Genomic DNA, 17,573 nt, shown 5'->3' on the forward strand with positions numbered 1-17,573 from the left:
CCTGCTTCACTGCTTCTTCCGATAAACATCCTCCCTTGAGTGGAAACCGTCGGCGATGATGGTTTGGTCTATGTTTTGTCTATCAACCGCGATTGGGGATAGAAGAATGGATGGTACTTCAACTTTTCCGTTGTTCATTTTTCTGTCTGCTTTGATATGCTCGCCTTTTGCGATCATGACCGCCAACTCTGCCGCTTTTTCAGTCAGGGCATTTATCGGCTTGTAAACCGTCATCGTCTGGGTGCCGTCGACGACCCGCTGGACTCCAGCAAGCTCCGCGTCCTGGCCAGCAACCGGTATTTTGCCTGCAAGCCCCTGTGCTGACAGCGCTTTAATTACGCCTCCCGCTGTTGCGTCATTTGCAGCAATGACTGCGTCAATATTATTATTATTTGCCTTAAGGGCTGCTTCCATGTTTGCCTGCGCATTCACCGGGGTCCAATCCTTGCTCCACTGGTCGAATACCACTGTAATATCTCCTTTGTCAATTAGGGGCTGAAGAACCTTAAAAACACCTTTTTTAAATAAATGGGCATTGTTGTCCGTACTTGCGCCACCGATGTAAACATATCTGCCTTTTGGAACCAATTCGGTTATGGCTTTTGCCTGGAGTTCCCCAACCTGCTCGTTATCAAAGGAAACATACAGGTCGATATTGGCGTTTTTAACAAGCCGGTCGTAGGCCATCACTTTGATTCCAACCTTGTGGGCTTTGTTGACAATTGTTGCGGTTGCCTCGGCATTATGCGGAACGACAACCAGCAGGTCAATTCCTTGGCTGATTAATGTCTCCGCTTGGGCTATCTGCAGGGCATCATCGCCGTTTGCAGCCAAAATTTCCACCTTCGCGCCGAGCGCTTCCACCGCTGCTTTAAATAAATCACGGTCTTTTTGCCAGCGTTCCTCCAATAATGTATCCATAGAGAAGCCGATTTTAAGAGGTTCACTCGCTATTGCTTTCTCGATTGGCTTGGCATGTTGATTTGATTTTGGCTGTTTTTTTGCCGAGGTCCGGCTCTCCACTTTCTCGCAACTGGCTGCGGTAAAAATAAGAACAAGCGCAAGCAGAACAAGCCTACATCGACTAATAGCCCTTTCCATTGGCATCGCTCCTTTTTCCTTCAACCTTTTTCCCCAGCAGCAATCCTCTGTATTCAGTCGGTGAAATACCGCACAATTTCTTGAACACCTTGCTAAAATAATTCGGTTCATGGTAGCCAACCTCTATGGCAATTTCCTTAAGGCTCGTCCCGGGATTCGCCATTAGTTTCTTTGCCTTCTCAATCCGGCACTCTGTTAAAAAATCGATATAATTGACACCAAGCTTCTCCTTGAACATTTTACTTATATAAATCGGGCTCAAGCCAACCTTCTTCCCCAGCGTATCCAATGAGATGTCTTCATGAGAGTGGCTGATAATATACTGTTTGATCCTGTGGATTGTATCCGCCTCGAGCCGACCAGCATTCTCCTCATAGGATTGCTTCATCCGGTCAAGCAAATGCCGGGTTTCCACACGCAGCTGCCGGAAATCCTGGGCTTGGAAAGAATAGAAAGGAGAATCTGCCTCTACCCCTATTTCCGTTAATATTCTTGATGCGATCCAAAGCAATTCAAGAATTCGCTGCTGCGCCTGCAAAAGGTCGGCGGATTCATTCTCATAACGAAGAATCAATTCCATTATTCCCGCATTGATTTCCTCCCACCTGCCAAGCCTAATATGGTCAAAAAATAGCTTTTCCCTTTGTTTAGCAAGCTGGAAGTCAGCGGCGGTATCTATGGTAGGAACATCTGAATAGAAGCGGTACTTTGCGGGCAATGTAGTGTCCATCGTTGCAATTAGCGACTCTTGGTATGATTGCCTAGTTTGATTTAGCGAGTTGCATGTATTTCCGATTCCGACAAACCAGTCCGATTCCCTGTCTGATTGCGCAAGAGATAAAATTTCCCTGGCAAGGAATATAGCCTGGCTGCGAAACCGCTTGTCCTCCTTACGAAAAACAATAATTGGAAGCTGACGGCCATACAGCGCGCCGACCCAAGCGCTTCCCGACTTCCTGACTTTCTCCTTAATTGCTGCATAGAAGTTCTCCCCTCCGGGAGGAATGAGAACGCTCATTACAAAATGCTCATTCGTTGAGCGGATGTCCAGCATTTCAACGAGCATATCCAAATGGACTTCATGTACATGGTCGAACAGAAGCTGCGTAACGATATCTGTCTCGGCGAGCGACAACGCTTTTTGCAGCGTGGCTTGCTGCAGCCTTTCCGCCGAGATTTTTTCCTGCTCTTCTTTAATTTGTTCAAGTACTTTGCCCACTGTAGCGACAATTTCGCTCACCTTGCTTGGCTTTAACAAATAATCCTTGACGCCAAGCTTAATTGCCTGGCGGGCATACTCAAAGGTGTCAAAGGCCGTGACCATTACAAATTTTATCTCCGGGAAGTCCGCACTGATTAGCTCTACCGCTTCAAGCCCTGTCATTCCAGGCATCTTAATGTCCATCAGAATTAAATCCGGCATGAACTCTGCCGCCATTTGGATAGCGATTTTCCCATTCCTCGCCTGGCTGATGACGAGTTCGGGGAATGCTTTTTGCAAAATAGCCGCCAGGCCCTCCCTCTCAATTTGTTCGTCATCTACAATAAGGAGTTTTATCATGCTATTCAATTCTCCTTGTTTTCGGTATTTTCATCACTACCGTCGTGCCTTTTCCTTTGCTTTCAATTGCCAATACATCCTCCAGGCTGTAAAATAGCCGCAGCCTTTTCACCACATTCACAAAACCGATTCCTGTTGACTCACCATCCGTTTGGAAGTCATTCTCCTGTAGGATTTGCTTAATTTTTGTGCTGGGGATTCCGGGACCGTCATCGGCAATCTCAATTCTTACAAAGTCGCCTTCATCCAGGATCCGAACCAATATGCTGCCGCCTTCCTCCCTTGGCTCGACTCCATGGATTACTGCATTTTCAATGATGGGCTGGAGCGTCAGGCCAGGTATTTGTACATCCAGGCAGGATTCGTCTATATCCATATAAAGATGTAGCCGGTCGGTGAACCTTGCTTTTTGAATATCCATATATTGGCGAAGCACCACCAATTCCTCATTCAATGTAACCGGCTTATCCATTCTTTTTAGGTTGTAGCGCAGCAGGCCAGCAACGCTGACAAGCAAATCGCTCGTTTCCTCCGAGCCGTCTAGATAGGCCTTTTTTGACAATGTGTTTAGGGTATTGAATAAAAAGTGCGGGTTAATCTGGCTTTGCAGCCCGCGGAGCTGGCTTTCCTTCAGCAACAGCTTGCTTTGCTGGAGCTCATGTTCCAGCTGCGCTTTTTGCTGGATTTCAGAAATCAGGTTATTGATGTTGATCCGCATCCGGTCGAAGGTTTCAGCCAGAAAGGAGATTTCGTCATTTGAATCTACTTTTATTTCCAAATCAAAACGCCCCTTTGACAGCTCGTTGGCCGCTTGGGTCAGCTTTTGCACCGGCCTCGTGATACTAAGCGAGAACCAGTATGTCAATAGGAGCAATAAGAACGTAATCAGCAGCAGCAGCCAAATGCCCAGCTTCTTCAAGTCAGCGGATTGTTCAATGATTTGCCGATAAAAACGGTCATAGGTTTTCAGTTCAGTATCAATCAGCGTGAGAGTCATTTCTGATATATACTTGGATATCCTCGTCGCTTCCGAGAATTCCTTTGCGGAAGCTTCTGCTTCATTTTCCGACTTGTACATAATGGACCTGTCAGTCGTTTCTATAAGGCTATCAATTAAATTTTTATAGTTTGTTAAGGCGAAATCATTTTCGGAGTTTCGCAGACTGGTAATCTTATATTTTGACTTCCGGAAATCTTCTTTGCTTCCATTCAGTCTTTCCAGATTGGCTGGGGTAGGAATGAGCAAATAATTATTTAAATCGGTTATTAGCTGCTGGCTTGCTGTCGTCACTTCATTCATCTGTAAATACCTTTGCAGGATATCATTATATTTATTTTGCGTTTTTTGATTGTAAAAGGTAAGCGTTATCCAAATTGCAGCCATGATAAACAGAACGACAGCGGCAAGCATCCATATTTTCTTTTGAATTTTATTCATCGCATGTCAATCGCCTTCAATACCTTAATATCGGTAAGATACCCGTCCATGTCAAGGGGCACAGCATCACCGTCAAGCCATTTTATCAATAGTTCAACACTTGTTTTCCCCATATCCACAGGTGATTGCTCAATCATTGCATCAAGTTTCCCCTGCATAAGCAATGATAGCGATTCCGGACCGTCATCAAAGGAATAAAGATAATATGGCGCAACCTGGGACCGCCTTCCGATTTCCTGGATCATCGGGCCGACTATCGTTGCATTAACGGCGATAAAGCCATCTACATTCGGATATTCGTTTAGCACTTCCTGAGTTGCAGCAATGATTTGTTCCCTAGTGTTCGCTGTGTCCACGGTAATCGTCTGGATATTCGGATATTCCTTCAAAACCTCCCGGATACCATTCAGCCGCTGCTCCTGATAATACTCATGGTGGCTGTCGTACATAAGGGCCACATCGCCGGTAGCCCCCATATCAGCGATAAGCTGCTCCGCAATCATCTTTCCCGCTAATAATTGGTCTGAGCCTACATAGGTTCTCCGTAAACTCTCCGACTTTGGTACATCGTTCGCGACAGTGATCACCGGGATTCCGTAAAAAGCCGCCTTTACTTTCGTCAAATCCTTAAACTCTTTCGTATCAAGTCCCTGGACGATTATGCCATCCACCTTTGACTGAATGGCGATTTCAACCTTTTTCAAAAACTCCTCCTCGTTATTGCCATAGCTCCCCCATATCTCGATACTTGTGCCCTCTTTTTCCGCCTGTTGCAGAGCGCCTATGCCAACCTTATCCCAGAATGGGGTTTCCAGTTCCTTTGTTATCAAAACAAGGCGGTATTGCTCCTTTTTTGGTACGGAGGCCTGGGGAAGCTTCAAATCGGAACGAAATGCTTTCTCAGCAGATAAGAATGTAAAATAACTTAGGATAATGCCAGCTATACAAAGTGCGATCATGCCTGTTTTTCGCAAAAGAGAAGTCTCCTTTTTCCAGTAATCGACTATTTTCATCATATCATCTACCCGCATTTTCTCAATAGTATCTGAGGTGTTTAAAAAAGAGCCACCCTGGAATTACGGAGTTTTACCCTGGGAGTAGGTTGCTCCCCGAAGGAAACTCAATAAAAAGCAGGGGTACCCTATAAATAAGGTACCCCTCTTGCCCTTATTCAGCTGCGCGGTTTGGCTTTAGCCTCGCTTCTTCCGGGTCATAACATCAAAAATAACTGCGCCTGCCAGGACTCCTCCGCGGATTATGTACTGGTAGGAGATTCCAACGCCCAACAAGTTCATCCCGCTTGAAAGGGAGGCCATAACAATTGCTCCAATTATCGCCCCTGAAACCTTTCCAACACCGCCCGCGGACGATACACCTCCGACATATGCGGCAGCAATAGCGTCAAGCTCGAAAAGCGTCCCTGCCGTTGTCGTTGCGGATTGAAGCCGGGAGGTGAACAGAATTCCTGAGAGAGCCGCAAGCATTCCCATAGACCCAAATACGATATACGTAATTTTGTTTACGTTAATCCCGCTTAGATGCGCCGCTTCCGGATTGCTTCCTACCGCGTAGATGTGCCGGCCAAGCACGGTTTTCTTTGTAAGGAAATGATAGATGGCCACGACAAGCAGCATAATGACAACTGTCCATGAAAAGCCGTTATATCCTGCCAAAATCCACGTAATATACGCGATAATAAAGGAAACTAAAACCAGCTTCAGCGTAAAAATCCCTTTTGAGACAACTTCAAACTGATATTTAATCTTGTTTTTGCGAGTGGACAATTCACTATATATATAAAATACAATGAACAATGCGCCTAAAATCAAGGAGAGCAGGTGGAGGCCATTAACTTCCATTATAGAAGGGAGATACCCGTTGCCGATGGCATTAAAGGCTTTATCCCTAATGATGATTGTTCCTGTCTGTTCGGTTACTTGGAGAAGCGCACCCCTAAAGATAAGCATTCCGGCAAGGGTCGCGACAAAGGCGGGAATCCCAAACCACGCGATAAGCAAGCCATTGAAAAGGCCGATTACGATGCCAAGGGCAAGGATAATCGGAATGGTAAAATAAACGGGCACCCCGGCTTTTGTAAGAAGAATTGCAGCGATCGCCCCCATGAATCCAGCAGCGAAACCAACGGAGAGGTCAATGTGCCTGATGACGATAACGAGCGTCATGCCTACAGCAAGGACCGCAATGTAACCTGTCGAATCCAATAGATTGCTAATATTGCGGGACGACATGAACAATCCATCCGTCATGAACGAGAAGGTAAGCATGATGAAGAGTAAGGCAATATACATGCCGTAGTCACGAATATTTTCTTTGACTAATGATTTTGCTTCAGTAAAAAAGTTCACAGGATTTTACCTCCTATTGCGTAGCAAGCTGCATGATATTTTCTTGGTTTGCCTCTTCAATTGACAACTCGCCTTTAATTTCGCCCTCTGCCATGACATACACGCGATCACTCATTCCCAGCACTTCGCCAAGCTCTGAGGAAATCATGATAATGCTCATGCCTTCGTCAATCAACTGGTTCATAATCGTATAAATTTCAAACTTGGCGCCAACATCAATTCCGCGTGTCGGTTCGTCCAAGATAAGCAGCCTTGGCCCGACAAACAGCCACTTTCCAAGTGAAACCTTCTGCTGGTTGCCCCCGCTTAGATTGCCAACGACCTGTTCAAGGGAATGTGCTTTAATGTACAAATTATTTTTATACTCCGTTACTTTCCTGACCTCTTCGTTCTCGTTGATGATACCCTTATCGGAAACCTTTTTCAGGTAAGCGGCGGAAACATTGTTCTTAATATCCTGGATTAAAAACAGCCCGTCACCCTTCCGGTCTTCAGTAACATAGGCAATCCCTGATTTGATGGCGTCACTTGGATGCGTGAACGATTTTGGCGAACCGTCCACCAGCAGTTCCCCCTGTACCTTATAAGACTTGGGGTTTCCAAAAATGCTTAATGCCAGCTCCGTGCGTCCCGAACCCATCAAGCCGGCTATCCCGACAATCTCCCCCTTTTTTACGTGGAAATTGACGTTTTTTACAACCTGCCTGCCTAATTGTTGGGAATAAGCGGACCAATTCCGCAGTTCAAGTATTTTCTTACCAAAATTCTTGTTTGGCCTTTTTGGGTAAATATCATCGATTTCGCGTCCGACCATGTTTTTAATAATGACGTTTTCGGAAACTTCTCCATTGGAGGCATCGAGTGTACAAATCGTGCGTCCATCGCGCAGAACCGTTGCCTGATCCGAAATTGAAATGACTTCCTTCAGTTTATGGGAAATCATTATGCAGGTAATACCTTGATTCTTCAGCTCACCGAGCAGCTTCAACAGGTTTTCGCTGTCGTCCTCATTGAGCGCCGCAGTCGGCTCATCCAGAATCAGCAGCTTGACATCCTTGCTAAGCGCTTTGGCGATTTCGACCAATTGCTGCTTCCCTACACTCAAATCTTTTACAAGAGTTTCAGGATTAACGTCCAGTTTTACCTTCCGCAGCATTTCCTTCGCTTTGGCAATTGTCTGGTTCCAATCCACAATCGCGCCGCGCTTCACTTCGTTTCCCGCAAAAATATTTTCATAGACAGTGAGATCCGGAAACAGCGCAAGCTCCTGATAAATAATCACGATGCCCGCTTTTACACTGTCGCTAATTTTCTTGAATTGCTGTACCTTTCCCTCGAACACGATATCGCCTTCATAGGTGCCATATGGATGCACCCCGCTCAGTACTTTCATCAGTGTTGATTTGCCTGCCCCATTCTCGCCTATCAGGCAGTGAATCTCGCCTTTTTTTACCTTAAAATTGACGTTGGTGAGCGCTTTGACCCCGGTAAACTCTTTGGAAATATCTTTCATTTCCAGAATATATTCGCTCAACACGATCCCTCCCTGCAAACAGCTATCGCAATGGCGAAAAAGTGATAGACGTATCTATCACTATTCCGCAACATGCCTATGCTTTTATCTTAGAGTCCAGTGAAGTCACTTGCCTTGTAGTAATCGGAATCAATCAATTCTGCCTTTACGTTTTCCTTATCAACGACAATGACATCCGTTTGCTTTGCCTTTACATCGATGCTGCCGTTATTATAAGAACCTGTTGTTTCAGGGTCTTTTTTATCAAGAAGGTTGACTGCCATGCCCATTGCATCCTTAACAAGTGTGCGGACATCCTTAAAGACAGTCATGGATTGCTTGCTATCAAGAATGTACTGGATTGACGCTTTTTCCGCGTCCTGGCCAGTTACTGTGAAGCTGGTAATTTCATTATCAGTTGCAAATACGTCCGCAATTGATCGGGCAGTTCCATCATTCGGAGCAAGTACTGCGACATCGCCTTTCATATCCGCTGCAGCTGCAGTCAAATGCGTCTGTGCTTTGTTTTTCGCTTCGTTTGCATCCCAGTTGGTTGTAACCTGGCCGATAATCTTGCTTAACTGGTCGCGTGTAAGTTCAGCAGTATCCTTGAGCTTAATCGCTTCGCTTGAGTTGGCAATTTTGAAGGTTCCATCAGCTATTTTTGGCTGAAGAACGCTCCATGCGCCCTGGAAAAACAAAAATGCGTTATTGTCGGAAGCAGCACCCGCATAAAGGTAAAGAGGTACGCCGGATCCGTTTGCTTTGTCAATCAGGTATTGCGCCTGTGCGGCACCTACCGCGAGGCTGTCAAATGTAACATAGTAATCAATCGCATCTGTATTAGTTATCAGCCTGTCATAGGAAATAACCTTAACGCCTTCTTTTTTGGCCTCTTCAACCGCTGCAGCAGCTGCATCGCCATCATGAGGACAAATAATTAGAACTTGGATTCCTTTATTCAGAAGAGTTTCAACGTTTTCTTTTTCCTTGGCCGAGGATCCCTGGCTGAACAGGATTTCAGTCGTATAATCCGTGCCTTTCAGCGCGTCCTTAAACCTTTGCTCATCCTGTACCCACCTAGGCTCATCCTTCGTTGGCAGAACAATCCCGACACTCACCTTACTTTTGCTTTTACCGCCAGTTGACTCGTTGCAGCCTGTTGCAATAACCATGAACATCATCACAGCAATAAGTAAAGAAATAACCTTCCAGCTTCTCTTCATCATAATCCTCCTTTTAAAATGGCATTCAGTGCCTATAAACCAATTATTCTATAAAAAAATACACTATGAAAGCGCTATCAATAGTATTCTTTTAATATTTGCTGTACTTTTTTAACCTAAAAAAAATGTGAAGCAGGGGACGTATCTCCTTCTTCCTTTTTCCAACCATTATTGTCGATTTCAAATATATATTTTCATCCTCAAACATATACTTCCTTGATATGAGTACAGGAGGGGGAAAAATGGACAATATTGAATGGAAAATAAGCGATCCTTATGTATTTCAGGCTCTTTCAGGAATCGTAGGTTCAAATGTTGCAGTGGAAACCTCGAGAGGATCAGTGCGGGGAAGGCTCGCCAGCGTACAGCCCGACCATATCGTTGTGGAACTCGGCAGAAACGCCTTCTTCATCCGGACAGCCCAAATCGTCTGGGTCGTCCCAAACCCCGAATTGGTGATGGAGTAAAGCTTGCTTCATTCGTTGATGAAACTGGGAAAAGCTCTGGTTCATTCAGGTACGGACCGATTTAAAATACCTTTTTGGAGGTGGCCCATATGATGAAGCGCGTGAATAGGATTGCAATTGAATTGCCGAGGCCCGAACATGGCGATCCGAATGCGGCAGCCGCAGTCCAAGAGTTGATGGGCGGAAAGTTTGGCGAAATGTCGACCTTGAACAATTACATGTTCCAGTCCTTTAATTTTCGGGGCAAAAAGAAGCTGAAGCCTTTTTATGATATTATCGCAAGCATCACAGCCGAGGAATTCGGCCATGTTGAGCTCGTTGCGAATACGATTAACCTGCTCTCTTTCGGCACTACATTTGAAGCCGATCCGGATTTGGCTCCGCTCATGAACGGAAAGGATGCGCGCTACTCCCTTCATTTTACAACGACTGCCCAAACAGCTTATCCAGGTGACGGGATGGGACGGCCATGGAACGGGGAATTTGTTACGAACAGCGGCAACCTTGTTGCGGATCTTCTTCATAATTACTTACTTGAAATCGGCGCGAGGACACATAAGATGCGGGTTTATGAGATGACAACCAACCCTGTTGCAAGGGAAATGATCGGCTACCTGCTTGTCCGCGGAGGCACACATATCATCGCCTACGCAAAGGCCCTTGAAGTTGCCACCGGTGTAGAAGTCGGCAAAATGCTCCCTGTGCCAAGCCTAGATAACAATAAATTCGATTATGCCAAAAAGTTTATGGCACAGGGGCTGTATAATGTCCTGTACACGTGGGGCGAACCCGAATACCGGGATATTGCCCGTATCTGGAAAGGCCCGAACCCGGAGACAGGCGAGCCGCTCCACGTCATCGACGGTATGCCTGAAGGGGCTCCCGTTCCAGATTTCGAGGAAAAGCCCGAGCAATTCGCTCCCGGCATCGACCGGGACGACTACGAACGCATCCTTAAAAGGCTTATGGCCAATATGTAGAAGCATAGTGAAGCAGGGGGCGGACCCAGTGATTCGTAAAGATCCCAAATGGATCGTAAGAACGCCCCCCTTTATTTTATTAGCGGGTAAAGCCACGGTAAAATAAGGGATGTTATAACAGCTGCCATTCCCATGCCGATGCTTGAGGCGGCCCCTTGCAGTGCACCTTCTTTCATGACCTGGCCGGTTCCGATTCCGTGGGAAACAGTCCCGATCCCAAGGCCCCGTGCAAACGGGTCCGTTATTCTCGCAACTGTTAAAATCAATGGCCCGAAAACCGCTCCGAAAATTCCCGCTGCCATGACAAATGCCACCGCGATAGCGGGATTTCCGCCAATCAAAAGCGCCGCCTCTATTGCAACCGGCGAAGTGACCGCCTTTACTGCCGCCGCAGCTTGAAGTCCTTCAGAAAGCCCGAGCGCTTTTGAAAGCAAAACCGCCGAAAAAATGGTGGTTAGCGTCCCAGTGAACAACCCCGCCATGATAGACTTGAATCTCTTGATGAGAATCTTCCTTGCCTTATACAAAGGCAAGGCGAGCGCCACCGTCGCGGGACCTAGCAAAAAAGTCATCCACTCCTTCGCTGGGGTATAGTCCTCGTAGTCGATATCCATCAATGATAGAACTAGAATAATCGCCGCCGTCGAAGTCATGACAGGCGAGGTGAGAGGGGATGGGACCTTTCGTGAAAGAATCATAGCCCCGCAATAGGCCGCTATTGTTAGAACGATGCTAAAGAGTGTTATGCCGTTCATGCTAGTTTCGTTCCTCCCCTGAAAAATAATGGGCGAGCCCTCCAGTAACCAATAGCCCCAATACAGTACTTCCCGCAATCATTACCAAAATTTGCAGACCACTAGCCTTAATCAGCCCGCCAAAGTCCATTAATCCGACTGTTATAGGAATAAAGAAGAATCCGAGGTGCCTGTTCAAAAAAGACCCCGCAAGTTCTACATAATGAAGCTTCACAATTCCGGAGCACAGGAGCAAGAATAAACCGGCCATGCCCAGAACACTCGCGGGGATAGGCAAATGAAAAATACGTGTAACCTGGACAGACGTGCTATATATTATCCATATAAAAAACAGCTGTAAGAAAAAAAGAAGCGCTTGTTTTACACGCAACAACCACTTCACCCCCTAGGTAAGTTTCATAGTTAATTTGGCTCTTGGGCGAGTTTTTGTCGCTTATCCGGATTTGAGCGACACCTTTTCTCGTCTACCCAAATCTTTGTCGTTCATCTGCATTGAACGACATCTTTGCGGGAGTTTACCCGAACAATGCCACTCACATTTTTACTTTGGTGGCACCTAACGGAATTTTCGCCGCCCCTCCTTATTATAGACAGTGAATCCTATATAGCAAAAAAGCTGCCCCACTTACGGACAGCTTATTCATACGGGATATTATAATACTTTTTGCTCTCCGGGTCGAATTGAAAAAAAGTATAAAAATCTTCCGGACTCCCCTCATTGTATTCCATATCAACTTCGATAAAATCCCATTCTTTTTCAGAAATCCTATCCGTGGACATAGGTATTCTTTTTTCGATGATCAATTTTTTTATATCTAGTGAAGCGCCCAAATAGCTGTTTCCATAATAGAACGGGCCAATCACCTTATCCTTCCCATTTTTAAGATAAAAAATGAATTCCCACTTAAAGCTTTTGGAGGCTGTGGAGGAAAAACCATCCTGTGAAAGGTAACCGTTAATGCCAACATTCTTAACGTCCGCCCAAGGAATACTCTCCATCTTCCCCAGTTTCTGCGTTACGATTCCATCCTTTCTTACTGCTTCAAAATCATTGTTTGTCAAAAGAATGATTGATGCGGTAAGCAGGAAGCTGAAAGAAAAAATAGCAATCGAGGATCTCTCCACTTCTTTTAACCCGGCGACAAAGATGCGCCCCGCCATTATAAAGGAAAGAAGTCCAGTAATAATCAAGAAATAGTCCAGCCACATATACGATGCGGGAAACAGCCAAATATCTTTAATGTTTGCTAGTTTTTGATATTTCCCTAGGTTCCAGAATTTCATCAAGGAGTAAAAGCAGGGAATGGCAATTGTAATATACAGATACACCCGCAGATTTGGGCTGTACAGCTTTTTTAACGTAAAAATGTATTTCCCCTTTGAATATCGGTAAAAGATTTGTTTGCCTCTCATAAGAATGAATCCCACTAGAAACGGAATTAATCCAAAAAGGACATACATCGCGAGCAAGGAATAATCCCGTTCCCCTATAAACTCTCCTATCGCGATCAGCCCCATCACATGGGCGATAAAAATAATGAGATAAGCAAAAAACTTTTTGCCTTTAAGCATTAATGCCAATTCCATTCCCCCCTTTCCCGGAAAATGCAGATGGAAGAAGGTGGCTGGTCTGCCACTTCACTATACCTATGCGGTTTGTTACATATCTCTAAACAAACTGTAACATAAAAGGAGATTTAAAACGGCTGTCAACCCCTTAAACCCCGTAATTATTGGAACCGCTGCTAGACTTTGAGAAAATTGGGCAAACTGTCTGGCTGCTCCATTGGTCTCTTAAAATCATTTATATCAACGTTTAAGGTCCCTTTCAAGGGTAAGCCATATACTTACTGGCCAACTGTTAGCAGGATTAACCACAAATATGACAAAAAACATATGTTACGATAAACGTGCTTGCGGCAACAAGCAACTTAACTATTAGTTTAAACAAAACAGGAGGTATGGATAGATGAAAAAGAAAAAGATCATTCTTTCTTTTGCAGTGGCTTCATCCCTGTGGATGGCCGGACAAATGCCGGAGAAAGCGGAAGCATCGTCTCCCGCCCCGACTGTCCAAGAGCACGTGTACGTTTATCAAAGCAAGAATATCAATACAATTGAGATGAATAGATATATAGAAGAAACACTTAAACGCTTTGGATTGCAGGATTTCTTAAAGCAAGTTCAAAAACCTGCGTATGCTCCCGCAAAGCAGGCTGCTCCCGCTCCTAAGGCACCGGCAAAACCAGCAGCGCCGAAACCTTCCCAACCATCATCAGCGGTGAAAGCACCTGTGAAAGCACCTACGAAAGCTCCTGCGAAAGCACCAACTCCGGCTCCGGTGAAACAATCCGCGCCTGCAGAACAGAAATCAAGCGTGTTGAGCGCATATGAGCAGCAGGTCGTCACACTTACAAACCAGGAGCGCGCAAAAGCAGGCCTGGGCGCGCTAAAAGTAGACGCCAATTTAAGCAAAATGGCCCGTGAAAAGTCCCGGGATATGTCCGCGAACGGCTACTTTGACCATAACAGCCCGACGTACGGTTCTCCATTTGATATGATGAAGAAATTCGGCATTTCCTACTCATCTGCTGGGGAGAATATCGCAATGGGCCAACGCACGCCTCAGGAAGTTGTCACTGCCTGGATGAACAGCGAAGGGCACCGCAAAAACATCCTCAATCCTAATTTTACCCACATTGGGGTTGGCCACATCGCCCAGGGGAATTACTGGACTCAGGAATTTATCGGCAAGTAATAGTGAACCGGGGGACGGAGCAGGCGCTTCATTCAGTTTTCGAATGAAGCAGCAGCACGTCCCCTGCTTCAGGTACTGGCCGCCCCATTCCTTACCAAAAATACGAATAGAACTAAAATAAGATTCGTAAATTTTGAATATGGATAAAAAGGGAAGAGATTCGGGCCAGTTCATATGGGAAAAACGGGGATAGCGGTGGTTTGTTAAAAGAATAGCGAGCAGAGATGGTTAAAACGAGGTTGGGCATTGGACTAAATTGGCAAGAACCTTCTCAAATCTCCTTTCATATGATGTAAATAAGCTGAATTGAGGAGGGGGTTTCCAATTGGGGCTTCAATGTATTTAGATTTTTTGTCCAAATTTGGCATTGGCGGTGCTCATCCAGGTGGCTTAAATCTTACCAAGGAAATGCTAATGGGAGAGCAAATCGGCCAAACCTCCACCATTTTGGATGTTGGCTGCGGTACAGGGCAGACAGCCGCTTTCCTTGCTTTGCAATACGGAGCTGACATAACCGGCATGGACATTAATCCCATAATGGTCGAAAAAGCCAAAAATCGAATGGCCGCGCATCAGGTTCCCGTAAAAATCATTCTTGGATCAATTGAGGATATCCCTCTGGAGGACGGGAGTTTCGACTTTGTTCTTTCTGAATCGGTTCTTTCCTTTGTAAATAAACAGAAGGCCCTTCAGGAAATATATCGGGTATTGCGAAGCGGCGGGCGATTCATCGTCAATGAATTGACCGTTAATAAACAGCCCGATCCTAAGGATGCCGAAGAAATAAAAGCATTTTATGGTTTCGATTCCCTTCCATTGGAATTGGACTGGAAGGTTTTACTCGAACAGGCAGGCTTTAAAAACATCGCGATCAACCGGAACGGCCAGTCCATTCTCCAAACACATCAGATGCCTGAATTTCATTACTCGGATGTTATCGAACCGAATCTTTTCGAAGTATTCAACCAACACTATATGATTATGCTGAAATACCAGGACATCCTTAGTTACCGAGTCCTCACTTGTACAAAATGATTGGATTTTCACAGGGCATGCAGTTGTTTAAAACTTGGAATATATTTAAAAAGGCTCGCAGCGAAGGTTCCCGCTGCAAGCCTTTTTGTTCCTCAAATAAAGAATGGGAAAAACGGCCCGAATGCACGAATCCCAAAGAACAGGAATCCAAAGAGCCCGAATGGCCCGAAGAATGAAAAGAGCCTGCTTTCATGCACCGATTCCGTTCGCATGCCCTTATGGTGCATATTTGGCATGATGAGGTACATCTTCTCCTTGTTATAACTATGAAGGATGCCTTGGTAGACTGCCCCATCCTTCAATTCCACCTGGATAAATTGATACAATTGCTTTTTGCACTTTTCATAGAAATCTTTGATGTGCTCCCGCTGAAAATCAATAGCATTCGAATTGCTGTTTTACTGCATTTCCCTATCTCCTTTACTCCACTACAATGACAAACTATTCCCAGCGGCCTGTATACGTTCCGGGTATTTGAAGCAGCGAATTAGTGAAACGTAAAGAAGGATCCCAAAACCTGTTTCCAAGCGAAAAAGTGAAGCAAAAGTCACGTTTCCTGCTTCACTTTCGAATGAGTTCGGGCTGGTTGCGCCATTTTAGTTTGAGGAGGAGGATGAGGAGGTTTCCTTTTAGGCTATTGGGGATAAAGCTTCGGTATTCCACGATTTCTTCTCCGCCAAAGCTCCTTTTGAATTGATTGATATTTTGCTGGTCAACATCGTGTTCATCAAGGGATAGACCGAAAAAGTCATATAGCATGTATCCCCTCTTTTTAAAATTGAGTATGTCCCTCCAGTGAAGAAACCGGTTGGCCCGCCCGATTTCATTTTTAGGGATGCCGTTGTCCGTAAACCTGCCGGAGCACGAATAAAACATCCTGGCCCTGGAGCCGTCGGAAAAATACAAATGGCCGGCGAGCCTTTGCCCACTTTTATGGTAGACATATGTAATTGTCACCATGCCGAGGGCGTGGATGCCCTTTATCCGCTCGTCCTGAAAAAGCTCAATTCCTTTCTCTTTGGCATAGGGATTAAAAAACGCTTTGAAGGATTCAATCTCGTCCTTGTCCGGGTCGCTAATGAACTCGACAGACAATTCCTCCCTTGCCGCTTTGTTGATTTGGTAACGGGTCGATTTATTCAGCTCTGATTTCAGCTGCTCCTCATCTTTTTTTAAGTCGATGCAAAGAGTTAGTCCCCGTTTGTGGATAGCATTCCATCGGCCTGGTTCAACTGGTTGGGTTTGCTGAAAATAGGCATACATATCAGCGGCGGGCAGCTCGGCCCCGCCATCCAGTCCGTAGATTTCATTTATCTCAAACAGTCGCTTCTTCCATTGGATGTGCATCCTTAAGCTCCTCCCCAGGCGTATTTCCGACCGTTAGTTCATCCGCAAGCTCAATCATATTCCTGCTCCTGAAACCATATGTCCGCCGTAAATACTCAAAATGCTTTAGTATCTCTTCCAGGAAGCCTACATTATCCCTAATATTCCCCCCAAAATCATGCGGGTGCCACCAAAGATGATAGGCCTCGCCTGATTTCGCGGCATAGGTCATCTCGCCCTTGATCCGTTTCAGCCGCAAACCCTCAAGCAATTTAAGCCGCTCCGATACCTTCGCCAAATACCTGCTTGCTCTAATATTGACAGGGATGGAACTGTCTTCCCCTGCAATGGGCCGAAATGTGTGCTGGCCAAAAATGGGTATATACCGGTCAAATAATCGGAAGGCTCGTTTCGCGTATCTCCTTCTTTCCGAAGATTCCATCCGGTATGCCCAGCTTTCCTCATTTCCACGGTAGGCAGCCATGCCGAGCCGTTTGCATTCTTTTAAATACTCATCGTCAACCTGATTGCGCGGAAACACAATCGATTTTATTTCCCAGCCGCGCTTCCGGTTCAGCTCCCGCGCCGTCCGCAAATCACAGGAAAACTGCTCCAATGTTTGTCCTTCTTCCAAACAGTAATAATGGGAAAATGTATGGGTAGCCACCTCCTGAAAGGGAGCGGAAGCAATACGTTCAACGAGATGGGGGGCAAAAAACAAATTCAAATCGCTTTCTCCAATCGGGTGAGTTTCCATGTAATAGTACGAAGACAACCTTTTCTGGCTATAGGATGGTTTAGTGGCCGGAATCATCTTTTTTAGCTGTTTCATATTTTCAAAATAAATCATGCCGACGATAGCCCACGTGGCATGTATCTTGTAGCGGGAGAACAAATCCAGAAGCGAAACGACAACCGCATGCGCACCACGGACATTCTCTTCATAGTCTTTCTTTTCATAAACATCATGTACTCCCCAAAATAGTTCGAAATCCAGAGAGATGATGAATGTGCCGATTCGCTTGCATTCCAATGCCATCAACCCCT

Annotated in this window: 17 protein-coding genes; 4 read left to right on the forward strand and 13 right to left on the reverse strand. The window is 45.6% G+C overall.

Going from position 1 to position 17,573, the window contains the following annotated elements:
* Positions 1 to 6 precede the first annotated feature (6 nt).
* The 7 genes from xylF to DRW41_RS15675 all read right to left on the reverse strand — a co-directional run bounded on the left by xylF (position 7) and on the right by DRW41_RS15675 (position 9,205).
* Positions 7 to 1,101, reverse strand: coding sequence for a D-xylose ABC transporter substrate-binding protein (gene xylF, locus DRW41_RS15645; RefSeq protein ID WP_115452951.1), 1,095 nt, complete (start codon positions 1,099 to 1,101; stop codon positions 7 to 9).
* Entirely contained in the window at positions 1,085 to 2,662 is a 1,578-nt protein-coding gene (locus DRW41_RS15650; RefSeq protein WP_115452952.1) for a response regulator, read from the reverse strand. The genes xylF and DRW41_RS15650 overlap by 17 nt, the downstream gene beginning before the upstream one ends.
* Before the next feature lies 1 nt (position 2,663).
* Entirely contained in the window at positions 2,664 to 4,100 is a 1,437-nt protein-coding gene (locus tag DRW41_RS15655; RefSeq protein WP_115452953.1) for a sensor histidine kinase, read from the reverse strand.
* On the reverse strand, positions 4,097 to 5,074 hold the full coding sequence (locus tag DRW41_RS15660) for a sugar ABC transporter substrate-binding protein (protein ID WP_115453025.1): 978 nt from the start codon (positions 5,072 to 5,074) through the stop codon (positions 4,097 to 4,099). Before DRW41_RS15660 ends, DRW41_RS15655 begins: the two co-directional genes overlap by 4 nt.
* 216 nt (positions 5,075 to 5,290) lie before the next feature.
* Positions 5,291 to 6,466 carry a sugar ABC transporter permease gene (locus DRW41_RS15665; RefSeq protein ID WP_115452954.1) on the reverse strand — a complete coding sequence of 392 codons (1,176 nt, stop codon included), beginning with the start codon at positions 6,464 to 6,466 and terminating at the stop codon, positions 5,291 to 5,293.
* Positions 6,467 to 6,479: 13 nt separating this feature from the next.
* Complete coding sequence (locus DRW41_RS15670; RefSeq protein WP_115452955.1) at positions 6,480 to 8,000, reverse strand: ATP-binding cassette domain-containing protein; 1,521 nt, start codon at positions 7,998 to 8,000, stop codon at positions 6,480 to 6,482.
* 89 nt (positions 8,001 to 8,089) lie between these two features.
* Complete coding sequence (locus DRW41_RS15675) at positions 8,090 to 9,205, reverse strand: sugar ABC transporter substrate-binding protein (RefSeq protein WP_115452956.1); 1,116 nt, start codon at positions 9,203 to 9,205, stop codon at positions 8,090 to 8,092.
* Positions 9,206 to 9,447: 242 nt separating this feature from the next.
* On the opposite strand from DRW41_RS15675, the gene DRW41_RS15680 reads away from it, so the two are divergent.
* Positions 9,448 to 9,672, forward strand: a complete 225-nt coding sequence (locus tag DRW41_RS15680) for a YuzF family protein (RefSeq protein ID WP_115452957.1) — start codon at positions 9,448 to 9,450, stop codon at positions 9,670 to 9,672.
* 89 nt (positions 9,673 to 9,761) lie between these two features.
* The gene (locus DRW41_RS15685) at positions 9,762 to 10,652 is read left to right on the forward strand and encodes a manganese catalase family protein (protein WP_115452958.1); all 891 of its coding nucleotides are present in this window, start codon (positions 9,762 to 9,764) and stop codon (positions 10,650 to 10,652) included.
* 71 nt (positions 10,653 to 10,723) lie between these two features.
* Here the strand turns inward: DRW41_RS15685 and DRW41_RS15690 are convergent, their stop codons facing one another.
* From DRW41_RS15690 to DRW41_RS15700, 3 genes are all read right to left on the reverse strand, one after another.
* Complete coding sequence (locus DRW41_RS15690; RefSeq protein WP_115452959.1) at positions 10,724 to 11,407, reverse strand: LrgB family protein; 684 nt, start codon at positions 11,405 to 11,407, stop codon at positions 10,724 to 10,726.
* A gap of 1 nt (position 11,408) precedes the next feature.
* Positions 11,409 to 11,789 (reverse strand): CidA/LrgA family protein, encoded by a 381-nt coding sequence (locus DRW41_RS15695; protein WP_281272323.1) that lies wholly within the window; start codon positions 11,787 to 11,789, stop codon positions 11,409 to 11,411.
* Positions 11,790 to 12,043: 254 nt separating this feature from the next.
* Positions 12,044 to 12,988 carry a hypothetical protein gene (locus DRW41_RS15700; RefSeq protein WP_115452960.1) on the reverse strand — a complete coding sequence of 315 codons (945 nt, stop codon included), beginning with the start codon at positions 12,986 to 12,988 and terminating at the stop codon, positions 12,044 to 12,046.
* A 388-nt stretch (positions 12,989 to 13,376) separates the two neighbouring features.
* Between DRW41_RS15700 and DRW41_RS15705 the strand changes: the two genes are divergently transcribed.
* Positions 13,377 to 14,165, forward strand: coding sequence for a CAP domain-containing protein (locus DRW41_RS15705; protein WP_115452961.1), 789 nt, complete (start codon positions 13,377 to 13,379; stop codon positions 14,163 to 14,165).
* Between the two features lie 336 nt (positions 14,166 to 14,501).
* Positions 14,502 to 15,200 carry a class I SAM-dependent methyltransferase gene (locus DRW41_RS15710; protein WP_181884583.1) on the forward strand — a complete coding sequence of 233 codons (699 nt, stop codon included), beginning with the start codon at positions 14,502 to 14,504 and terminating at the stop codon, positions 15,198 to 15,200.
* A 92-nt stretch (positions 15,201 to 15,292) separates the two neighbouring features.
* On the opposite strand, the gene DRW41_RS23055 is transcribed toward DRW41_RS15710, so the two are convergent.
* From DRW41_RS23055 to DRW41_RS15725, 3 genes are all read right to left on the reverse strand, one after another.
* Complete coding sequence (locus DRW41_RS23055; RefSeq protein ID WP_181884584.1) at positions 15,293 to 15,526, reverse strand: LSm family protein; 234 nt, start codon at positions 15,524 to 15,526, stop codon at positions 15,293 to 15,295.
* 235 nt (positions 15,527 to 15,761) lie between these two features.
* A complete protein-coding gene (locus DRW41_RS15720; RefSeq protein WP_115452963.1) occupies positions 15,762 to 16,547 on the reverse strand; it encodes a GNAT family N-acetyltransferase in 786 nt (261 codons plus the stop codon).
* The gene (locus tag DRW41_RS15725) at positions 16,516 to 17,565 is read right to left on the reverse strand and encodes a polysaccharide deacetylase family protein (RefSeq protein WP_115452964.1); all 1,050 of its coding nucleotides are present in this window, start codon (positions 17,563 to 17,565) and stop codon (positions 16,516 to 16,518) included. Before DRW41_RS15725 ends, DRW41_RS15720 begins: the two co-directional genes overlap by 32 nt.
* Positions 17,566 to 17,573 lie beyond the last annotated feature (8 nt).

It is taken from the genome of Neobacillus piezotolerans, assembly GCF_003362805.1.
Classification (GTDB): Bacteria; Bacillota; Bacilli; order Bacillales; family Cytobacillaceae; genus Bacillus_D; species Bacillus_D piezotolerans.